The 17965-nt window shown below is 73.4% G+C and carries 16 protein-coding genes; 7 read left to right on the forward strand and 9 right to left on the reverse strand.

Translation table 11 applies throughout. From position 1 onward, the window contains the following. Nucleotides 1-25: 25 nt before the first annotated feature. Entirely contained in the window at nucleotides 26-1744 is a 1719-nt protein-coding gene (locus ACIP4Z_RS22235; protein ID WP_401310579.1) for a FadD3 family acyl-CoA ligase, read from the reverse strand. A 101-nt stretch (nucleotides 1745-1845) separates the two neighbouring features. Between ACIP4Z_RS22235 and ACIP4Z_RS22240 the strand changes: the two genes are divergently transcribed. From ACIP4Z_RS22240 to ACIP4Z_RS22255, 4 genes are all read left to right on the forward strand, one after another. After that, a complete protein-coding gene (locus ACIP4Z_RS22240) occupies nucleotides 1846-3000 on the forward strand; it encodes a lipid-transfer protein (protein ID WP_188283764.1) in 1155 nt (384 codons plus the stop codon). 8 nt (nucleotides 3001-3008) lie between these two features. Next, a complete protein-coding gene (locus tag ACIP4Z_RS22245) occupies nucleotides 3009-3458 on the forward strand; it encodes a Zn-ribbon domain-containing OB-fold protein (RefSeq protein WP_401310583.1) in 450 nt (149 codons plus the stop codon). Further along, the gene (locus tag ACIP4Z_RS22250) at nucleotides 3455-4231 is read left to right on the forward strand and encodes an enoyl-CoA hydratase/isomerase family protein (protein ID WP_401310586.1); all 777 of its coding nucleotides are present in this window, start codon (nucleotides 3455-3457) and stop codon (nucleotides 4229-4231) included. The genes ACIP4Z_RS22245 and ACIP4Z_RS22250 overlap by 4 nt, the downstream gene beginning before the upstream one ends. An 84-nt stretch (nucleotides 4232-4315) precedes the next feature. Further along, nucleotides 4316-4972, forward strand: coding sequence for a hypothetical protein (locus ACIP4Z_RS22255; RefSeq protein ID WP_401310588.1), 657 nt, complete (start codon nucleotides 4316-4318; stop codon nucleotides 4970-4972). Between the two features lie 37 nt (nucleotides 4973-5009). Here the strand turns inward: ACIP4Z_RS22255 and ACIP4Z_RS22260 are convergent, their stop codons facing one another. From ACIP4Z_RS22260 to ACIP4Z_RS22270, 3 genes are all read right to left on the reverse strand, one after another. Continuing rightward, complete coding sequence (locus ACIP4Z_RS22260; RefSeq protein ID WP_401310591.1) at nucleotides 5010-7592, reverse strand: serine/threonine-protein kinase; 2583 nt, start codon at nucleotides 7590-7592, stop codon at nucleotides 5010-5012. A gap of 583 nt (nucleotides 7593-8175) precedes the next feature. Further along, nucleotides 8176-9366, reverse strand: a complete 1191-nt coding sequence (locus ACIP4Z_RS22265; RefSeq protein WP_401310594.1) for an acyl-CoA dehydrogenase family protein — start codon at nucleotides 9364-9366, stop codon at nucleotides 8176-8178. After that, nucleotides 9363-10511: an acyl-CoA dehydrogenase family protein gene (locus tag ACIP4Z_RS22270; protein WP_401310597.1), complete on the reverse strand. Its 1149-nt coding sequence runs from the start codon at nucleotides 10509-10511 to the stop codon at nucleotides 9363-9365. The genes ACIP4Z_RS22265 and ACIP4Z_RS22270 overlap by 4 nt, the downstream gene beginning before the upstream one ends. Before the next feature lie 177 nt (nucleotides 10512-10688). Between ACIP4Z_RS22270 and ACIP4Z_RS22275 the strand changes: the two genes are divergently transcribed. Next, entirely contained in the window at nucleotides 10689-11840 is a 1152-nt protein-coding gene (locus ACIP4Z_RS22275) for an acetyl-CoA C-acetyltransferase (RefSeq protein ID WP_401310600.1), read from the forward strand. 6 nt (nucleotides 11841-11846) lie between these two features. Here the strand turns inward: ACIP4Z_RS22275 and ACIP4Z_RS22280 are convergent, their stop codons facing one another. The 5 genes from ACIP4Z_RS22280 to ACIP4Z_RS22300 form a co-directional block, all read right to left on the reverse strand. Continuing rightward, nucleotides 11847-12638: a VOC family protein gene (locus ACIP4Z_RS22280; protein ID WP_355337642.1), complete on the reverse strand. Its 792-nt coding sequence runs from the start codon at nucleotides 12636-12638 to the stop codon at nucleotides 11847-11849. A gap of 84 nt (nucleotides 12639-12722) precedes the next feature. After that, nucleotides 12723-13796 carry an NAD(P)H-dependent flavin oxidoreductase gene (locus ACIP4Z_RS22285; RefSeq protein ID WP_401310604.1) on the reverse strand — a complete coding sequence of 358 codons (1074 nt, stop codon included), beginning with the start codon at nucleotides 13794-13796 and terminating at the stop codon, nucleotides 12723-12725. Next, the gene (locus tag ACIP4Z_RS22290; RefSeq protein WP_401310607.1) at nucleotides 13793-14596 is read right to left on the reverse strand and encodes a CoA-transferase subunit beta; all 804 of its coding nucleotides are present in this window, start codon (nucleotides 14594-14596) and stop codon (nucleotides 13793-13795) included. Before ACIP4Z_RS22290 ends, ACIP4Z_RS22285 begins: the two co-directional genes overlap by 4 nt. Further along, nucleotides 14593-15465, reverse strand: coding sequence for a CoA transferase subunit A (locus ACIP4Z_RS22295; RefSeq protein WP_401310610.1), 873 nt, complete (start codon nucleotides 15463-15465; stop codon nucleotides 14593-14595). The genes ACIP4Z_RS22290 and ACIP4Z_RS22295 overlap by 4 nt, the downstream gene beginning before the upstream one ends. Then, nucleotides 15462-16211 (reverse strand): enoyl-CoA hydratase family protein, encoded by a 750-nt coding sequence (locus tag ACIP4Z_RS22300; RefSeq protein WP_401310613.1) that lies wholly within the window; start codon nucleotides 16209-16211, stop codon nucleotides 15462-15464. The genes ACIP4Z_RS22295 and ACIP4Z_RS22300 overlap by 4 nt, the downstream gene beginning before the upstream one ends. 111 nt (nucleotides 16212-16322) lie before the next feature. On the opposite strand from ACIP4Z_RS22300, the gene ACIP4Z_RS22305 reads away from it, so the two are divergent. Together ACIP4Z_RS22305 and ACIP4Z_RS22310 are read left to right on the forward strand one after the other, a co-directional pair. Then, nucleotides 16323-17105: an SDR family oxidoreductase gene (locus ACIP4Z_RS22305; protein WP_401310616.1), complete on the forward strand. Its 783-nt coding sequence runs from the start codon at nucleotides 16323-16325 to the stop codon at nucleotides 17103-17105. A gap of 4 nt (nucleotides 17106-17109) precedes the next feature. Next, nucleotides 17110-17757 (forward strand): TetR/AcrR family transcriptional regulator, encoded by a 648-nt coding sequence (locus ACIP4Z_RS22310; RefSeq protein WP_355337624.1) that lies wholly within the window; start codon nucleotides 17110-17112, stop codon nucleotides 17755-17757. Nucleotides 17758-17965: the final 208 nt, after the last annotated feature.

Raw genomic sequence — 17965 nt, forward strand, 5'->3', positions numbered from 1 at the left:
CGTCAGGGGCCGGGCCGCGCGCAGGTCAGTCCGCGGCCGTACGCAGCTCGTTCTTCTTGACCTTCCCGCCCGCGTTGCGCGGGAGTTCGGGGACGAAGCGGACGCCGCGCGGGACCTTGTAGTTGGCCATTTCGCGGCGCGACCACGCGATGAGGTCGTCGGCGGTGAGGGTGGAGCCGGGGCGGCGGACGACGTAGGCGCGGCCGACCTCGCCGAGGCGGGGGTCGGGGACACCGATGACGGCGGCGTCGCGGATGTCGGGGTGGCGCAGCAGCAGTTGCTCGATCTCCGCCGGGTAGGCGTTGAAGCCGCCGACGATGTACATGTCCTTGAGGCGGTCGGTGATCCGCAGATTCCCCTCGGGGTCCAGGACGCCGATGTCGCCGGTGTGCAGCCAGCCGTCGGGGTCGACGGCGCGGGCGGTGCCCTCGGGGTCCTCGAAGTAGCAGGACATGACGTGGTAGCCGCGGACCAGGACTTCACCGGGCGCGCCGGGCGCGGCGTCGACCCGTACCTCCGTGTCGGGGATGGCGCGCCCCGAGGTGACGGCGACGGTCGCGGCCGGGTCGCCCCTGCGGCACATGGTGACGGTGCCGGACGCCTCGGTGAGGCCGTACGCGGTCAGGACGGTGGCGATCCGCAGTTCGGCGCGCAGCCGTTCGACGAGTTCCAGCGGGATGACGGCGGCCCCGGTGACGACGAGCCGCAGCGCGGACAGGTCGTGGGCGGCGCGCGCCGGATGGTCGAGCAGCGACTGGTGCAGGGTGGGCGGGCCCGGCAGTACGGAGATCCGCTCGGCGGCGATGTTGGCGAGGACGGTGTCCACGTCGAAGACGGGCTGCGGCACGATCACGGCGCCGCGCATCAGGCAGGCGATCGCGCCCGCCTTGTAGCCGAAGGTGTGGAAGAAGGGGTTGACCACCAAGTAGCGGTCCCCCGCGGTCAGTCCGGCCAGCGCGCTCCAGACGCCGTACACGCGCAGCGTCTGGGCGTGCGTGATGACGGCGCCCTTGGGGTGTCCGGTCGTGCCCGAGGTGAAGATGATGTCGGAGGGGTCGCCGGGCACCACGGCGTCGGCGCGGGCGCGTACGGTCGCGGCGGGTACGTCGGCGCCGGCCGCTACGTAGCCGTGCCAGGACAGGAATCCGGTGGGCGGCGCGTCGTCCCCGAGGACGACGACGTCACGCAGGTGCGGCAGGCCGGGCAACGGTCCCTCGCCGTCGCCCTCTCCCGCGGCGCGGCGCAGCGCGGCCACGTACGACGTGCCGAGGAAGGTGCCGGTGACGAACAGCAGCCTGGCGCGGGTGCGTTGGAGTATCCAGGCCGCTTCGGCGCCTTTGAAGCGGGTGTTGAGCGGGACGAGGACGCCGCCCGCGCTGACCGCGCCGAGCGCGGCGACGATCCAGTTCAGCGAGTTGGGCGCCCAGATCGCGACCCGGTCGCCGGGGCGCAGTCCCGAGGCGACGGCCGCGGCGGCGGCGCTTTCCACGCGGGCGCCGAGTTCGGCGTAGCTGACGCGGGTGCGGCCGTCCACGACGGCCTCGTGCTCGCCGTGGGCGCGGGCGGCGGCGCGCACCAGGCGGGGCAGGGTGCCCCAGCGGAGGTCGGCGCGGGGGTCGTCGGCGGGTGAACCGGCCGTGGATGAACCGTCGTTGGAGGCACCGCCCTCGGATGAGGCGTCGCCGTACGAGGTGTCGCCGTACGAGGTGTCGCGCGGATCGTCGTCCCGCAGGTCCACATCCATGACGTCCTCTCCCGTAGCTGACTACCCGTCAGATTAACGGTAGCCTGACGACCTGTCAGCAGTTCGTCAGTGCATCCGGGGACCCGCGGAGGTGTGTGCCCATGGGCGGCGCTGCCCTGAAAGACGCGACGGCCATCGTCGGGATAGGCCAGACACCGTTCGCCAAGTCGCTCCCGGAGTCGGAGAAGACGCTGGCGTGCCGGGCGGTGCTCGCCGCGCTCGACGACGCGGGCATCGACCCCGGCGAGGTCGACGGCTTCGCCTCGTACACGATGGAGGACACCGACGAGGTCGAGCTGGCCAAGGCGATCGGCGCGGGCGATGTCACCTTCTTCGCCAAGTCCGGTTACGGCGGCGGCGGTTCGTGCGCGACCGTCGCGCACCTCGCGGCGGCCGTCGCCACCGGTCAGGCGTCGGTCGGCGTCGCCTGGCGGTCGCGCAAACGCGGCTCGGGGCCGCGCCCGTGGAGCAGCACCACCGTCCAGCTCCCCACCCCGGCGCAGTGGTCCCGGCCGTACGGTCTGCTCCGCCCGGCCGACGAGATCGGCATGCTCGCCCGCCGCTACATGCACGAATACGGCGCCACCCGCGACCACTTGTTCAATGTGGCGCTCGCCTGCCGCAACCGCGCCAACCAGAATCCGGCCGCCCTGATGTACGAGCGCCCGCTGACCCGCGAGATGTACATGACCGCGCGCTGGATCAGCGAACCGCTCTGCCTGTTCGACAACTGCATGGAGACCGACGGGGCCCTGGCCTGCGTCGTGGTCTCCGCCGAACGCGCCCGCGACTGCCGCCGCAAGCCCGTCTACGTGCACTCCGCCGCGCAGGGCCTGCCCGCCCAGCACCACGGCATGGTCAACTACTGGACCGACGACCCGCTCACCGGACCGTCCTGGACCGCCGCCCGACACCTGTGGAAACAGGCCGACTTCGGCCCGCAGGACGTCGATGTCGCCCAGATATACGACGCCTTCACCCCGCTGATCCCGCTCTCCCTCGAGGGCTACGGCTTCTGCGGACGCGGCGAGGGCGCCGCCTTCACCGAGGGCGGCGCCCTGGAGACTGGTGGACGGCTGCCGATCAACACCGGCGGCGGCGGCCTGTCCGAGGCGTACGTCCACGGCTTCAACCTCATCACCGAGGGCGTCAGGCAACTGCGCGGCACCTCCACCGCCCAAGTCCCCGACGCCGCCACCTGCCTGGTCACGGCGGGCGAGTGCGTCCCCACATCCGCTCTGCTGCTGAGGAGTTGACAGCCGCGATGCTGCTGCCGGTCATCGACGAGGACGGCGCGCCCTTCTGGGAGTACGCGCGCCAGGGCGAGTTGCGCGTCCAGGCGTGCGCCGACTGCGGACGGCTCCGCTTCCCGCCGCGCCCCTGCTGCCCGTACTGCCGGTCCTTCGGGTCCCGCTGGGAGCGGATGAGCGGACGCGGCCGGATCTGGTCGTACGTCGTCGCCCACCCCCCGCTGCTGCCCGATTACGCCGAGCAGGCCCCGTACAACGTGATCGTGGTGGAACTGGCCGAGGAGGCCACCCCCGAGGGCGGCCGGATCCGGCTGGTCGGCAACCTCGTCGCCCGCGCCGACGCGCGCCTCGACTCCGTGGACCCGGCGCGGCTGCGGATCGGCGCCGCCGTGAAGGTGGCCTTCCCCGACCCGGCCGCCACGGACGGCGTCGTCGTACCGCGCTGGCTGCTGGAGCGGCCATGAGCGTCCGGCGCACGGAGGCCGGTGACGGGGTCGCGCTCGTCACCCTCGACCGGCCCGAGCGGCACAACGCCCTGGACGGCGCGACCGTGGACGGGCTGCGCGAGGTGTGGCGCGACCTGCGCTTCAACGACGCGGTACGGGCGGTGGTCCTCACCGGCGCGGGCGACCGGGCGTTCTGCACCGGCGTCGACCGCGGCCTCGACGTACCGCAGCCGTCGTCCCCGTACTGCGTCGACGACCCCCTGCTCACCGCGGGCCCCAAGGCCAACGACCTGTGGAAGCCGGTCGTCGCCGCCGTCAACGGCATGGCCTGCGGCGGCGCCTTCTACCTCCTGGGCGAGGCCGAATTCCTCATCGCCGCCGAAGACGCCACCTTCTTCGACCCGCACACCGCCTACGGCATGGTCAGCGCCTACGAGTCCGTCCTCATGGCGCAGCGCATGCCCTACGGCGAGGCCACGCGCATGTCCCTCATGGGCACCGCCGAACGGGTGAGCGCGCGACGGGCCTACGAGACCGGTCTCGTCTCCGAGGTCGTGCCCGGCCCCGACCTCCTCGCCACCGCCCTGCGCGCCGCCGCCGTCCTCTCCTCTTACCCGACCGAGGCCGTCCAGGGCACCGTGCGCGCCGTGTGGTCGGCCCGGGAGGCGGCCCGCGCGCACGCCACCGCGCTCGCGCCGCACCTCATCGCCCTCGGCAATCTGCCGCCGGAGCGGCAGGCGGAGCTGTTCACCGGGCGCGCCCGGGGGCCCGCCGCCTTCCGGTTGAGGTGAGCGCGGCTCACGTGGCGGGTGCGACGGTCGCGGCGTAGCGTCGGCCCCGAGGGGGCTGAGCGAGCGAAGCGAGGCGACCACGAGATGTTCCGCACCGTCGTCGGGTCGCTTCTCGCCCTCATCGGAGCGGCGGGCGCCGTCTGGAGCCCCTTCCGTGCCTGGTACGGCGGCCGCCACGGCTCCGGCATCCGGGTCGACGACCTCTTCACCGGGGTCGGCGTGACGCCTGACAAGGCGGCCCTCCTCGGCTCCCTCTTCCTCCCCATGGCCTTCGCCGCCCTCCTCACCCTCCTGGGCGTCCTCCTCCGCTCCCGCCTCACCCTCGCCCTCGCCGCCCTCCTCGTCCTCGGCATCACCATCCTCTGGATGGTCCGCCAAGGCCAAGCCTCCGGCTCCCTCACCGCCGGCGGCAACGGCCTCGACTACGGCGTCGCCACCGCCTTCGCCTCCGGCCTCCTGCTCCTCCTCGCCGCCGCCGTCCTCCCCGGCCGCCACCGGCTGCGCCGCGCCACGCCGGTTTTCGAGGAGCCCCGGTACGACGAGCCGACGTACGGCCGGTACGACGAACCCCGCTACGAGGAGGAGGAGACGGGGCGGGGTGCCCCCGCAGAACTGCGTCGACAAGTGGACGACGCCTACGACACGACCAGGCAGACGCAGTTCGAGGAGGTGCCCCGGCCCGGCACCGACGACCTGCCCAGCGGCGCGCAACCCCCGCCCACCAGCCCGCCCGGCGCCTGAGGGCATCAGCCCGCCCGGCGTTTGAGGGCCCACGGGCTCACGCCCGACGCGACGTCGCCCCGGTCCCCTTCGTCGCGTCGAGCGCGTACACGCACCGGTCCTTCGAGCACGCGTACACCACCCCCTCCGACGTCACCGGCGACCCGGTGATCTCCCCGCCGGTCTCAAGCCGCCACCGCAACTGCCCCCCGGCCGCGTCGACCGTGTACAGACAGTGGTCCTTGGACCCGAAGTGCACCCGCCCGGCCGCCACGGCGGGCGAGCCGACGATCTCGTTCTGCGCCGCGAAGCGCCACCGCGGCGCGCCACTGACGGCGTCCAGCGTGTAGAGCGCGCTCCCCGCGCCGAGGTGCAGCGCACCATTGGCGACGATGACGGGTTCCAGCGACTGCCGCGGCTCGGTGGCGACGCGCCAGCGCGCGTGCCCGTCGGCGAGATCGAGGGCGTAGACGGTGCCGAGGTGGTCGGCGACGTACACGCCGCCGCCCGAGACGCCGGGCCCCGGCACGTGCGCGGGCGGCGAGAACATGACGGCGGGGGCGTCGAAATGCCAGCGCTCGGCGCCACTGCGGGCGTCGAGCGCGACGACCCGCGTCCCGGCGGTGAGGTGCACGATGCCGTCCGCGACGACCGGCCGGGTGGGCACGGAGCCCGCGACGCCGGGTTCGCCGACCGGGTACGACCACATCTCGGCGCCGGTGAGGGAGTCGACGGCGTGCAGGTGGCCGCCGCCCTGGTAGTAGACGGCGCGGCCGAGGACGGTGGGCCCGGAGTCCGGGGACTCGAATTCGGTCTGGGCGCCCGACCGCTCCCAGCGCAGTCCGCCGCGCGCCGCGTCCCACGCCTGGATGCCGCCGCCGCGGGTGGCGGTCACGACCGTGCCGGAGTCAGCGCGCAGCGCGTACACCCAGCCGTCGATCGCCGTACGCCAGCGCTCGCCGCCGTCGACCGCGTCGAGCGCGAAGAGGCTGGGGCCGTCGGAGGCGTGGATACGGCCGCCGTCGACGGCCATCGTCCAGGCGACGTCGCGGGTCTTGAACTGGCGGCGCCCGCTGGCCACATCGAGCGCGTGCACCTCGAAGGAGGTGACGTAGAGGAGTCCGCCGGAGACGACGGGGGTGCCCCACACGTCGTTCGACATGCGGAAACGCCACGGCCGCCACTCGCCGGGAGCGGCGGCCTGGGACTGGAGGCCCGACTGGGCGCCGTGCTGGGCCTGCTGCTGTGATTGCTGCTGCTGTGACTGCGGAGCCTGCTGCGCTTGCTGGCCCTGCTGCGCCGGGACGGCAGCGGGGGCCTGGGCCGCGCCGCCGTTCGCCACGGCACCGGCGTTGGCGCCCGCGTTGGCGTTCGCGCGGTGCGCGCCCGCGCGGCGGCGTACCCAGTCCGTACCGGGCGCGGCCCCCGCCTTGTGGTCCGCCGCGTCCGCGACCCGCATCCCGGGACCGATCGGCGCGGAACCGGCGAGCTGTACGGGAACGGCGGAGGCGGGACCGGATGTGGGACCGGAGCCGGGGCCCGCCGCGGGTCCGGCCGCGGGGCCGGATACGGGTACGGGCGCGCGGTGGTTGCCGCGGCCGTCGGGCGCGCCCGCGTGCGCCGGTGCGTTGTTCGGCGGCTGCTGCGGCCGGGGCGGGGAGTTCGGCGGGAGCGGCGGCGCGTTGCCGGGCAGTTGCGGGCCCGCGGCGTGCGCGCCCCGGCTGCCGCCCGCGGCGACGGCGGGCCGACCGCTGCGGCGCTGCTCTATCAACGCGACCGCGCCGGGCGGCAGCCAGGCCGACGCCGTACCCGTGTCGTCGCCGCCGGTGGAGTACAGATGCGGTGCGAGCTGCGCCTGGAGGTCGGCGGGGGTGGGCCGCCGGTCCGCCTCCATCCGCATGCAGGACTCGATGAGCGGGCGCAGCTCGGGCGGCAGGCCGTGGAGATTGGGGCCCTCGCGCAGCAGCATGAAGACGGTCTCGACGGGGTTGGCGCCGTGGAAGGGCGCGTGGCCGGTCGCGGCGAACACCAGGGTGGAGCCGAGCGAGAAGATGTCGCTCGCGCCGCGCACGCTGCGGGAGTCGCGGGCCTGCTCGGGCGACATGTAGGCGGGCGTGCCGACGGCCACGTTCGTCATGGTCAGACGGGTGTTGGAGACGCCGGACGCGATGCCGAAGTCGATGACGCGCGGCCCGTCCTCCACGACGAGTACGTTCGACGGCTTCATGTCGCGGTGCACGAGACCGGCGGCGTGGATCGACTGCAACGCCTCCGCGATTCCGGCGGCCAGCCACCGTACGGCCTGCGCGGGCATCGGGCCCGCCTCGTTGACGATCTCCTCCAGCGACGGGGCCGGGACGTAGGCGGTGGCGAGCCACGGGACGGCGGCGCGGGGGTCGGCGTCGACAACGGCCGCGGTGTAGAAGCCGGAGACCGCGCGGGCGGCCTCCACCTCACGCGTGAAGCGGACCCGGAAGAGCTGGTCCTCGGCCAGTTCGGCGCGCACGGTTTTGATCGCCACGCGGCGGCCGGAAGCCGAGCGGGCGAGATAGACCAGCCCCATGCCGCCGGCGCCGAGCCGCGCCAGCACCTCGAAAGGGCCGATCCGTCTCGGGTCGTGCTGCGTAAGCTGCTCCACCACTGCCCTGCCACCTCCCCGTGCCCGCGTTGCCCGCGCTGTCGCGGCCTTACCCCGTGCTGCGCGCCGTACCGTCGTTCCGTTGTCGCTCTGCCGTCGTGCTGTGGTGCTGTTTGGTGCTGTGGTGCTGTGGTGCTGTGGTGCTGTTGCGCTGTGGTGCTGTGGTCGCTCTGCCGTTGTCGCCGTGCTCGTGCCGTGCTGTCGTGATCGAGCGCTTGCGCCCGCCTGTACTGCTTTGCCCGCTCTGCGCGCTCCGTACCCCGTTCGACCGGCCCAAGCGCCAGGGTACGGGCCTGATTCTTCCTGGGATGGGCGCCGGTTGCGAACCCGGGGCCGCCGCGACACGCCCGGAGAGCGAACTCGTTATCATCCGCCATTCGCACCGTCTCCGGCGCGCGGCGCGCCGAACGAGGCGTCCGGGAGGGAGGCATGGGACGCACGTGGCGCACCGGCGGCGTCCAAGTGCCTTACGGGGCGGGCGAGTCGGGGCAGGCGCCGGTGGACGGGGGGGGCCGCGCGGGTCGGTCGCGGCTTGGTGCCAGGACGGTCCTGGGTCGGTCGCGGCTCGATCCCGGGGCGGTGGGGTTCAGCGCGGCGGGCAGGACGGGGACGGGCCGCCCGGCGCGAAGAGGTCGGCCGCCACGGCGGCGCGATGCCGGGTGGAATCGCCCCACGCGGCGGAGAGCGCCCACACCCGGCGCAGCCAGAGCGAGAGGTCGTACTCGTCGGTATAACCGATCGCACCGTGCACCTGGAGGCACCCGCGCGCCGCTTTCCCCGCCGCCTCGTTCGCGAAGACCTTCGCCATGGCCGCGTCCCGCGCCGCACTGGGCAGCCCGTGGTCGTACGCGTACGCCGCCCGCGCCACCACCGGCCGCGCGAATTCCACGGCCAGCAGGACGTCCGCCAGCCGGTGCTTCACCGCCTGCCGCTCGCCGATCGGCGACCCGAACTGCACGCGGCCCTTGGCGTACTCCACCGTCCGCTCCAGCATCGCCGCCGCCGCGCCCACCAGATCGGCCGCCGCCCCGATCGCCCCAAGCCGCGCCGCCTTCCCGGCCGCCTCCCCCCACTCCCGCGCGAGCACCCGCCCGCCACCTTCCGCCACACGCGCCAGCCCCCGATTCGGGTCGACCCCGGCAACGGGCGTACGCGGCCCGGCCCCCGCCTCCCGCAGCCCACCGTCTTCCGTGACCAGCAGCACGTGATCGGCGTGGGCGGCGTGCGCGACAACGGGCTGACCTGCTGGTTCGGATACGGATACGGATGCGGACGTGGGTACGGACGTGCGTACGGATGCGGACGCGGGTACGGGTCCCGGCGCCGGAACCCGGGCTGGAAGGGACACGGCGACGGTCACCGCGCCCTCCGCCAGCCCGCGCAGCAGATCCGCCCCTTCCGGCAGCCCCCCGAGCAGTTCCGCCGCGACCGCCGCCTCCAGCAACGGCTCGGGCAGGCACGCGCGGCCCGCCTCCTCGGTGAGCGCAACGAGCGCCTGCGCGCCCGGGGGCGGCTCGTCGAGGCGCCGCCCTCCGAGGTGCTGCCTGCCGGAACCGTGGCCGCCGGGACCGTAGCCGTCGGCACCGGGACCGGAACCGAGACCGAGGCCGCCGTACTCCTCCGGGACCAGCAGCCCGGTCGCCCCGATCCCGGCGAGCGCCCGCCAGCGGTCCCGCGAGAACCCGGCGCGCACGTCGGCCGGTGTGCAGCGCGCCGCCAGCAACTCGCGGGCGGTGCGGGCGAAGAGCTGTTCGTCGGGCGTGGGCGCGAGTCTCATCGGCGGGGCTCCCGGGGGAGGCCGAGCAGCCGCTCGGCGATCACATTGCGCTGGATCTCGTTGGTGCCCGCGTAGATGGGTCCGGCGAGCGCGAAGAGGTAGCCGTCCAGCCACGGCCCGCACCGCTCCGCCTCCGCGCCGAGCACGCGCAGCGCGATGTCGTGCAGGTCGAGGTCCAGTTCCGACCAGAAGACCTTGTTCAGCGAGGACTCCGGCCCGCTCTCCTTGCCCTCCCGCATCCGCGTCACCGTCCGGTAGGTGTACAGCCGGTACGCCTCCGCCCGCATCCACACGTCCGCCACCGCGTCCCGGTGCGGCGCCGTCTGTTCCGGGCGCAGACGGCACAGGTCGAGCAACCGGTCGGCCGCCGCCAGGAACCGTCCGGGGCTCCGCAGACTCAGCCCCCGCTCGCTCCCGGTGGTGGACATCGCGATCCGCCACCCCTCCCCCGCCTCCCCCAGGACGTCCCGGTCGGCCACGAACACGTCGTCCAGGAACACCTCCGCGAATCCGGCCTCCCCGTCGAGCTGCCGGATCGGCCGTACCGTCACGCCCGGCGCCGCCAGGTCGACCATGAAGTACGTCAGGCCGTGGTGCCGCCGCGAGTCGGGGTCGCTCCGGAAGAGGCCGAAGAGCCGGTGCGCGTAGGCCGCCCGCGAACTCCACGTCTTCTGCCCGCTCAGCCGCCACCCGCCGCGCGCCTCGTCCCGTACCGCCCGCGCCCGCAGATTCGCCAGGTCGGAACCCGCCTCCGGCTCCGACCAGCCCTGCGCCCACACCTCCTCCCCGCTGGCCATCGGCGGCAGCACCCGCGCCCGCTGCTCCTCCGTACCGAAGGCGAAGACGGTGGGCGCGAACAGGAAGATGCCGTTCTGCCCGACGCGCCCCGGCGCGCCCGCCCGCCAGTACTCCTCCTCGAAGATCAGCCACTCGTCCAGGCCGAGGCCCCTTCCCCCGTACTCCTCCGGCCATCCGACGACCGCCCACCCGGCCTCGTACAGCGTCCGCTCCCACTCCTGGTGCGCGCGGAAACCGTCCGCCGTGTCCATCGACGGCAGCGGCTCACGCGGCACCCGACGGGCGAGCCAGTCCCGTATCTCCCGCCGGAACGCGTCCTGTTGAGCACTGAAGGAAAGGTCCGTCACCGCGCTAGGATAACCGACTATCTGACGGATCGTCAGATCCCGGTACGGCCAGGACGCACCTCATCGCACGCCACCGCGCCCTCACCTCAAGGCACGTCACCTCACATCGCCTCACCTCTCTCATCACCCTCACGTCACCTCTCGTCACCTCCCAGCCCTGCGAGAACGGAGCCCCCGATGCCCGAGGCCTACATCGTCGAAGCGGTACGCACCCCCGTCGGCCGCAAGAACGGCGCGCTCGCCCCCGTCCACCCCGCCGACCTCGGCGCCCATGTGCTGGCCGCCCTGGTCGAACGCGGCGGCTTCGACCCCGGCGCCGTCGAGGACGTCGTCTTCGGCTGCGTGGACGCCATCGGCGGCCAGGCCGGTGACATCGCCCGCACCTGCTGGCTGGCGGCCGGACTGCCCGAGCACGTACCGGGCGTGACCGTCGACCGGCAGTGCGGCTCCTCCCAGCAGGCCGTGCACTTCGCGGCGCAGGCCGTGCTGTCCGGCACCAGCGACCTGGTCGTGGCGGGCGGCGTCCAGAGCATGTCCCGGATACCGATCGGCGCGGCCATGGTGGTGGGCCGCGAGTACGGCTTCACCGATCCGTTCTCCGGGTCCACCGGCTGGCGCGCCCGCTACGGCGACCAGCCCGTCAGCCAGTTCGGCGGGGCCGAGCTCATCGCCCGCGACTGGGACATCAGCCGCGAGGACATGGAGCGCTTCGCCCTGGAGAGCCACCGTCGCGCCCTGCACGCGCTCGACAGCGGCTGGTTCGCCCGCGAAACGGCCGCCCTCCCCGAACTCGCCACCGACGAGGGCCCCCGCCGCGACACCTCGGCGGAGCGGATGGCCGCCCTGCCGTCGATCGTGCCCGGTGGCCGGCTCACCGCGGCCCTGTCTTCACAGATCTCCGACGGCGCCGCCGCGCTGCTCGTCGCGAGCGAACAGGCGGTGCGCGACCACGGCCTGACCCCCCGCGCGCGGATCCACCATCTGTCCGCCCGCGGCTCCGACCCGATCCGCATGCTGACCGGGCCGATCCCCGCGACCGAACACGCCCTGGCCAGGACGGGCATGTCCATCGGCGACTTCGACGCGGTGGAGATCAACGAGGCGTTCGCGTCCGTGGTGCTGGCCTGGCTGAAGGAGACCGGCGCCGACCCCGACGTGGTCAACCCGTGCGGCGGCGCCATCGCCCTCGGCCACCCGCTGGGCGCGACCGGCGCCCGGCTGATGACCACCCTGCTGCACCACCTGGAGCGCACCGGTGGCCGCTACGGCCTCCAGACCATGTGCGAGGGCGGCGGCCAGGCCAACGTCACCGTCATCGAACGGCTCTGATCCGGCTCACGCGCCGGGTATCGAACCGCTCCTCCGCGTCACGTCGATGATCGCGAACCTCGCGCCCTGGTCGTCGGCGACGACGGCCATCCGTCCGAACGGCGAGTCCTCCGGTCCCATGACGACCCGTCCGCCGAGCCGGCCCACGGTGTCGGCGGCGGCGTCGCAGTCCGCGACCACGAAGTAGACCTGGAAGGCGGGCGGCTCGTCCCCGCCGCCGGACGCGCTGTTCATCCGGCCGGCGAGCTGGCCCTCGGGGTCGCCGGGGCGGGACCACACCTTGTAGTCGAAGTGGACGCCGTCACCGACCTGCACGCCGTCGTAGCCGAACACCGTCTCGTAGAAGGCGTCGACCGCCGCCGCGTCCCGCGTGTGGTTCTCGGTCCAGCAGTAGGCACCGGGCACGTTGACCACGTCGAAGCCGGGGTGGCCGCGGAGCTGGAAGGCGCCGAAGAAGGAGCCGCCCGGGTCGACGGCGCCGACCAGCACACCGGTGTCGCCGATCTCGTCGGGGCCGAAGACGACGTGCCCGCCCGCCTCGGTGATCTTGGCCGCGGTCTTCGCGGCGTCCGCGGTGGCCAGGTGTATGCCCCAGGCCGTGGGCATCGACTCGTCCATCTTGCCCATCAGGGCCGCCGCGTTCTTCCCGTCGAGCTTGGCCAGCGTGTAGTGCCCGAACTGCTCGCCCTGGTCCTCGAACGTCCAGCCGAACAGCTCGCCGTAGAAACGCCGCCCGGCCGCGAGGTCGGGAAGCGAGACGTCGGCCCAACAGGGAGCGCCTTCACCGAATGCGGACATGAGCTGGTTCCTCTCGCGAATGTCTGGAATGCCACCGTAACCAGTGATCTTCCCGCCCGCACGAGAGAGAATTCGAACATATGGTCAATTCTTGAGACGGCCCAGGACTTCCTCGGTTTCGGCCATGATCCGGTCCACCAGCTCCGCGCACGAGGGCAGGTCGGCGATCACTCCCGCCACCTGCCCCGAGGCCATGACGCCCAGGTCAGCGCGCCCTTCGACCATCGCGGCGCGGAGCAGCACCGGGGTGTTCGCGGCCATCAGGACCTGCGGCCAGCTCAGCTCGCGGGCGCCGCGCATCGCCCGTCCCTCCCAGAGCATCGCGCGCAGCGGCGTCCCGGACAGCCGGGAGAAGCGGACGGCGTTGCGCAGCGCGCGCGGGAGCCGGACGAGGGGGCCGCCGCGTTCCAGCGAGCGGACGAAGTCGGTGGCGAGGACGCGGTGCGGCACCCCGTCGACCTCGGTGGTGACGAGGGTGCCGGTGACGTCGGCGGCCAGGTAGCGGTCCTGGACGGCGCGCGGCACGGGCGCGTCGGAGGTCAGCAGGAAGCGGGTGCCCATCGCGATGCCGTCGGCGCCGTAGGCGAGGGCCGCGACGAGGCCGCGCCCGTCGAAGAAGCCGCCCGCGCCGACCACGGCCACCCCGCTGCCCCGCAGCGCGTCCACCACCTGCGGCAGCAGCAGCGTGGTCGGCACCCGGCCGGTGTGCCCGCCGCCCTCGCCGCCCTGCACGATCACCGCGTCCGCGCCCCACTCGGCGACCTTCTCCGCGTGCCGCCGCGCCCCGACCGACGGCACCGCGACCATCCCCTCGTCGTGTGCGGCGCGGATCAGCTCCCTGGTCGGCGCCTGGGCGAAGGACGCCACCCGTACGCCCTCGCGGCCCATCAGCGCGATCCGCCGTGCCGCGTCCGGCGCGTCGGCCCTGAGGTTGACCCCGAAGGGCCGTCCGGGGGCCGCCGCCTTGACCTCGGCGACGGCCGCGGTCAGTTCGTCGTACGACAAGGTGGCGGCGGCCAGTACGCCGAGGGCCCCGGCGTTGACCGCGGCGGCGACGAGGCGGGGGCGGGCGACGTATCCCATACCGGTCTGCACGATGGGGTGGCGGATGCCGGTGAGGTCGGTGAGGCGGGTGCTCAGCGGACCGTCGGCGGTCATGCGGGGACCTCGCGGTCGCGGGCGGAGCGCGGGTCGAGGACGTCGCGCAGGACGCGCAGTTCGGCGTCGGTGGGCTGTCGGGTGGTGGGGACGCGGGCCGGGACGGTGAGGCGGAAGCCGGTCGCCGCTACGACCTGCTCCAGGGTGACGCCGGGGTGCAGCGAGGCGAGCCGCATGTGGTGGCCGGGTCCGCCGAAGTCCAGGACGCACAGATTGGTGACGACCGTGCGCAGACCGTGGAAGCGCGCGGCGCGGCCGACGGCGGCGGCGCGGTCGTAGCCGATGCCGCAGACGACGTCGACGCGCTCGACGAAGGCGCGCGGGGCGTGCCGGGGCACCCAGTAGCTGGTGGTGTGGTTGACGGTGTTGCCGGGGGCGCCGCGCGCGCCGAGGAGCTGCCGGGTGGGGCGGGCCCAGGGGCCGATGCAGGAGATGTTGGCGTTGCCGTACGCGTCGATCTGGCTGGGGCCCATCATGACGTGACGCCGCCCGCGCGCGGCCAGGTCGAGGACCGCGCGGTAGGGCAGCCAGCCCTCGACACTGAGCGCGTCGGGTGCCGCCCCGAGGGGGATGTCGCCGGCCAGCAGATAGGCCAGCCCGTCGCTGAGCACCAGGTCGGGGGCGAAGGTGGCGCGGGCGAGGCGGGCGCCGAGGGTGGGCACGACGCCCATGGGGCTGGCCAGGATCTCGCCGTCGCCGCGCCAGGCGTCGGCGCAGGCGGTGACGCAGATCTCGGCCCTGGTGGCGGGGGCGGTCGAGTCGTTCGGGGGCGCGGTCGGGCCGTTCGGGGGCGCGGTCATCGGGCCGCCTCCTCGCGGAAGTTATCCACAGCCTGTTGATAAGACGATTCATCCATATGGCTGAGGAAGCGTTCGGTGAAGGCGGCCCAGGCCGCCGGGTCGGCCGCGGCGGTCGCGTAGGCGCGCTGGAACGGCTCGTCGCGGCCGTATTCGGGCGGGCACTCGGTGAAGTGCGCGCCGCGCGGTGCCTCGATCACGCCGTGGGTGAGGTAGCGGTGCAGGACGAGGGCGTGCACGCACCCCGCCTCCTTGAGCAGGTCCGCGGTGGGCACGACGCGTTCGGCCGACACATAGGCGGCGTCCGCGGCCTGGCAGAACAGGTCGTCGAAGAACTGGTCGGGCCCGGTGAGTGCGGCGCTGCCCGCGGGGTCGGCGAGGTTGGCGTGCACCAGGGCGGCGTCCAGCCGCAGCGGCGGTACGGCGACCACCTCGTCCCCGGTGCCGTAGGGGTCGGGGAGCACCCGCAGCTCGGGCGCGTACCGCAGCACGTCGGCGCCGAGCCCGGCGCGTACCGGCATGAAGGGCAGCCGGAGGGCGGCGGCGCGCAGCCCGGCCAGGAACATGCCCTCGTCCATTTCGAGCGCCTTGACGGTGCCGTTCTCGCGGGCGGCGCGGAAATGCGGCTCCAGGGGGACGGAATCGAGGGTGACGAAGCCGTAGACGACCTTGCGGACCTTGCCCGCCGCGCACAGCAGGCCGACGTCGGGGCCGCCGTAGGAGACCAGGGTGAGGTCGGTGAGCGGGGAGCGGAGGATCGCCCGCACCAGGGCCATCGGTTTGCGGCGCGAGCCCCAGCCGCCGATGCCGACGGTCATGCCGTCGGCGAGGTGCGCTATCGCCTCGTCGGCGGTCATGCGCTTGTCCGTCATCCGGCGCCTCCCTCGGTGAAGGCGTCGCGCAGCCGGTCGCCGACGCCCGCCAGGTTGAGTTCGAAGGTGAAGCCCTGCTCGTAGCGGTAGGAGCGCTTGACGTCGACCGGGTCGATGCCGTTGAGCGACTGTTTCGCGGCCCTGACCACCTGCGGGTCCTTGGCGGCGACCGCGGTGGCGATCTCGATGGCTGCGTCGCGCAGACGATCCCTGGGGGTGAGCGCGAGGACCGTGCCGTAACCGTGCAGCTCGGCGGCCGTGGCGTTCTGCGACGTGTAGACCATGTGCCGCATGCGCTGCTGCGGTACGAGCCTGGCCAGGTGAGTGGCGGCGCCGAGCGCGCCCCTGTCGACCTCGGGCAGGCCGAAGTACGCGTCATGGGAGGCGATGACCAGATCGGCGTTCCCGGCCAGACCGATGCCGCCCCCGAGGCAGAAGCCGTGCACGGCGGCGATCACGGGGACCGGACAGTCGTAGACGGCGGAGAAGGCGGCGGCGCATCCGGCGTTGGCGCCGAGCAGCGCGTCGAATCCGGCGGTGCTCTGCATCTCCTTGAGGTCGACCCCCGCGCAGAATCCGCGGCCCTCCGCGCGCAGGACCACCGCCCGCACCTCGGGGTCCGCGCCCTGCGCGGTGAGCGCGTCGGCGAGTGCGAACCAGCCCTTCACGTCGATCGCGTTGACCGGCGGCGCGTCGATCACCACTTCCGCGACGCCGGTCCCGGGGCGTGCCACCTGTATCGCCATGCGCCGTCCTCCGCCCGCTCGTTGGCCTTTTACGGATGTACGGATCCGGATCCCGACCGATGTCCGGCACAGATCTGACGGATCGTCAGTTCCTCTGGCACGATAGCCCACGTGACGGATGACCTGGAAGGGCGAGTGGCGGTCGTGACCGGCGGCACGCGCGGCATCGGCCGGGGCATCGCCGAGGCGCTGGCGGCGGCCGGCGCTCGGGTGCTGGTGTGCGGGCGCACACCGCCCGCGGACCTGCCGCCCGGTGTCGCCTTCCGGCCCGCGGACGTCCGCGACCCCGAGGCGGTGCGGGCGCTCTTCGCGCACGTCGCCGAGGCGTACGGGCGGCTCGACCTGCTGGTGAACAACGCGGGCGGCTCCCCCGCCGCCGACGCCGCCACCGCCTCGCCGCGCTTCTCGCGGGCGGTCGTCGAGCTGAATCTGCTGGCGCCGCTGTACTGCGCACAGGCCGCGTACGCCCTGATGGCCCGCCAGCCGGACGGCGGCTCCATCGTCAACATCGGCAGCGTCAGCGGCAGCCGCCCCTCGCCGGGAACCGCCGCATATGGCGCCGCCAAAGCGGGCCTGGCCTCTCTCACCCGCTCGCTGGCCGCCGAGTGGGGCCCCGCGATCCGGGTGAACTGCCTGGTCGTGGGCCTGGTGCTGACGGACCGCTCGGCGGCGCACTACGGGGAGGGCGACCCCGCCGTACAGCGCGCGGTGGCCGCCGCCATACCGCTGGGGAGATTCGCGGAACCGGCCGACATCGCCGGTCCCGTCCTCTTTCTGGCCTCCTCGTCAGCACGCTATGTAACCGGTGCTGAGCTGCATGTTCATGGTGGCGGTGAGCTGCCTCCCCATTTGCAGGCGGCCGAATCGCGCGCTGATCACCCGTCGGTAAACTGACGGCATGACAGGACAAGTTCGCACCGTCGACGGCCGTGTTGCCGGTCGCCGCGGGCAGGCGACGCGGCAGAAGCTGCTCGACTGCCTGGGCGAGATGCTCAGCACGTCGCCGTACCGGGACGTCAAGGTCATCGACGTCGCCCGGATGGCGGGCACCTCCCCCGCAACGTTCTACCAGTACTTCCCCGACGTCGAGGGCGCCGTTCTCGAACTCGCCGACGAGATGGCCAAGGAGGGGGCGGGCCTGACCGAATTGGTCGCGGGCCGCTCCTGGGTCGGCAAATCAGGCGCCCAGGCGGCCGAGGAACTCGTCGACGGTTTCCTCTCCTTCTGGCGGAAGCACGACGCCATTTTGCGCGTCGTCGACCTCGGAGCAGCGGAAGGGGACAAGCGGTTCTACAAGATCCGCATGAAGATCCTCAACGCCGTCACCAATTCCCTGACCGACTCCATCAAGGACCTTCAGAGCAAGGGCAAGGTCGACAAGGAGGTCAGCCCGGCGGCCGTCGCCGGATCGCTGGTCGCCATGCTGGCCGCTGTCGCCGCTCACCAGAAGGGCTTCACGAGCTGGGGCGTCAAGCAGGCCGAGCTGAAGCCGAATCTCGCGCTGCTGGTCCACCTCGGTGTGACCGGAAAGAAGCCCGCCAAGTAGCGGACGCGGCACGCACCGCTTTGCGCGTTGACGTTTCGCCGTCCTGCCAGAAAGTCACGCCCTGACGCGGGCGCCGCACAGTCCTCGGGGGAGGTACGCGGCGCCCGCGTCTTCGTGTGGGTGACGGCACGGATTCCCGGCTTCGTGTACACGCTCCCGCGCGCACGCCTCCGTGTTCACGCTCCCGTGCGCGCGACTTCTGCCCGCG

Origin of the sequence: Streptomyces sp. NPDC088910, assembly GCF_044749865.1 — a bacterium.
Taxonomy (GTDB): Bacteria; Actinomycetota; Actinomycetes; order Streptomycetales; family Streptomycetaceae; genus Actinacidiphila.

Bases quoted from the DNA above. Each gene is read 5' to 3' on its own strand.
- ACIP4Z_RS22235 (WP_401310579.1), bottom strand. From the start codon at position 1,744: ATGGATGTGGACCTGCGGGACGACGATCCGCGCGACACCTCGTACGGC.
- ACIP4Z_RS22240 (WP_188283764.1), top strand. From the start codon at position 1,846: ATGGGCGGCGCTGCCCTGAAAGACGCGACGGCCATCGTCGGGATAGGC.
- ACIP4Z_RS22245 (WP_401310583.1), top strand. From the start codon at position 3,009: ATGCTGCTGCCGGTCATCGACGAGGACGGCGCGCCCTTCTGGGAGTAC.
- ACIP4Z_RS22250 (WP_401310586.1), top strand. From the start codon at position 3,455: ATGAGCGTCCGGCGCACGGAGGCCGGTGACGGGGTCGCGCTCGTCACC.
- ACIP4Z_RS22255 (WP_401310588.1), top strand. From the start codon at position 4,316: ATGTTCCGCACCGTCGTCGGGTCGCTTCTCGCCCTCATCGGAGCGGCG.
- ACIP4Z_RS22265 (WP_401310594.1), bottom strand. From the start codon at position 9,366: ATGAGACTCGCGCCCACGCCCGACGAACAGCTCTTCGCCCGCACCGCC.
- ACIP4Z_RS22275 (WP_401310600.1), top strand. From the start codon at position 10,689: ATGCCCGAGGCCTACATCGTCGAAGCGGTACGCACCCCCGTCGGCCGC.
- ACIP4Z_RS22280 (WP_355337642.1), bottom strand. From the start codon at position 12,638: ATGTCCGCATTCGGTGAAGGCGCTCCCTGTTGGGCCGACGTCTCGCTT.
- ACIP4Z_RS22285 (WP_401310604.1), bottom strand. From the start codon at position 13,796: ATGACCGCCGACGGTCCGCTGAGCACCCGCCTCACCGACCTCACCGGC.
- ACIP4Z_RS22290 (WP_401310607.1), bottom strand. From the start codon at position 14,596: ATGACCGCGCCCCCGAACGGCCCGACCGCGCCCCCGAACGACTCGACC.
- ACIP4Z_RS22295 (WP_401310610.1), bottom strand. From the start codon at position 15,465: ATGACGGACAAGCGCATGACCGCCGACGAGGCGATAGCGCACCTCGCC.
- ACIP4Z_RS22300 (WP_401310613.1), bottom strand. From the start codon at position 16,211: ATGGCGATACAGGTGGCACGCCCCGGGACCGGCGTCGCGGAAGTGGTG.
- ACIP4Z_RS22310 (WP_355337624.1), top strand. From the start codon at position 17,110: ATGACAGGACAAGTTCGCACCGTCGACGGCCGTGTTGCCGGTCGCCGC.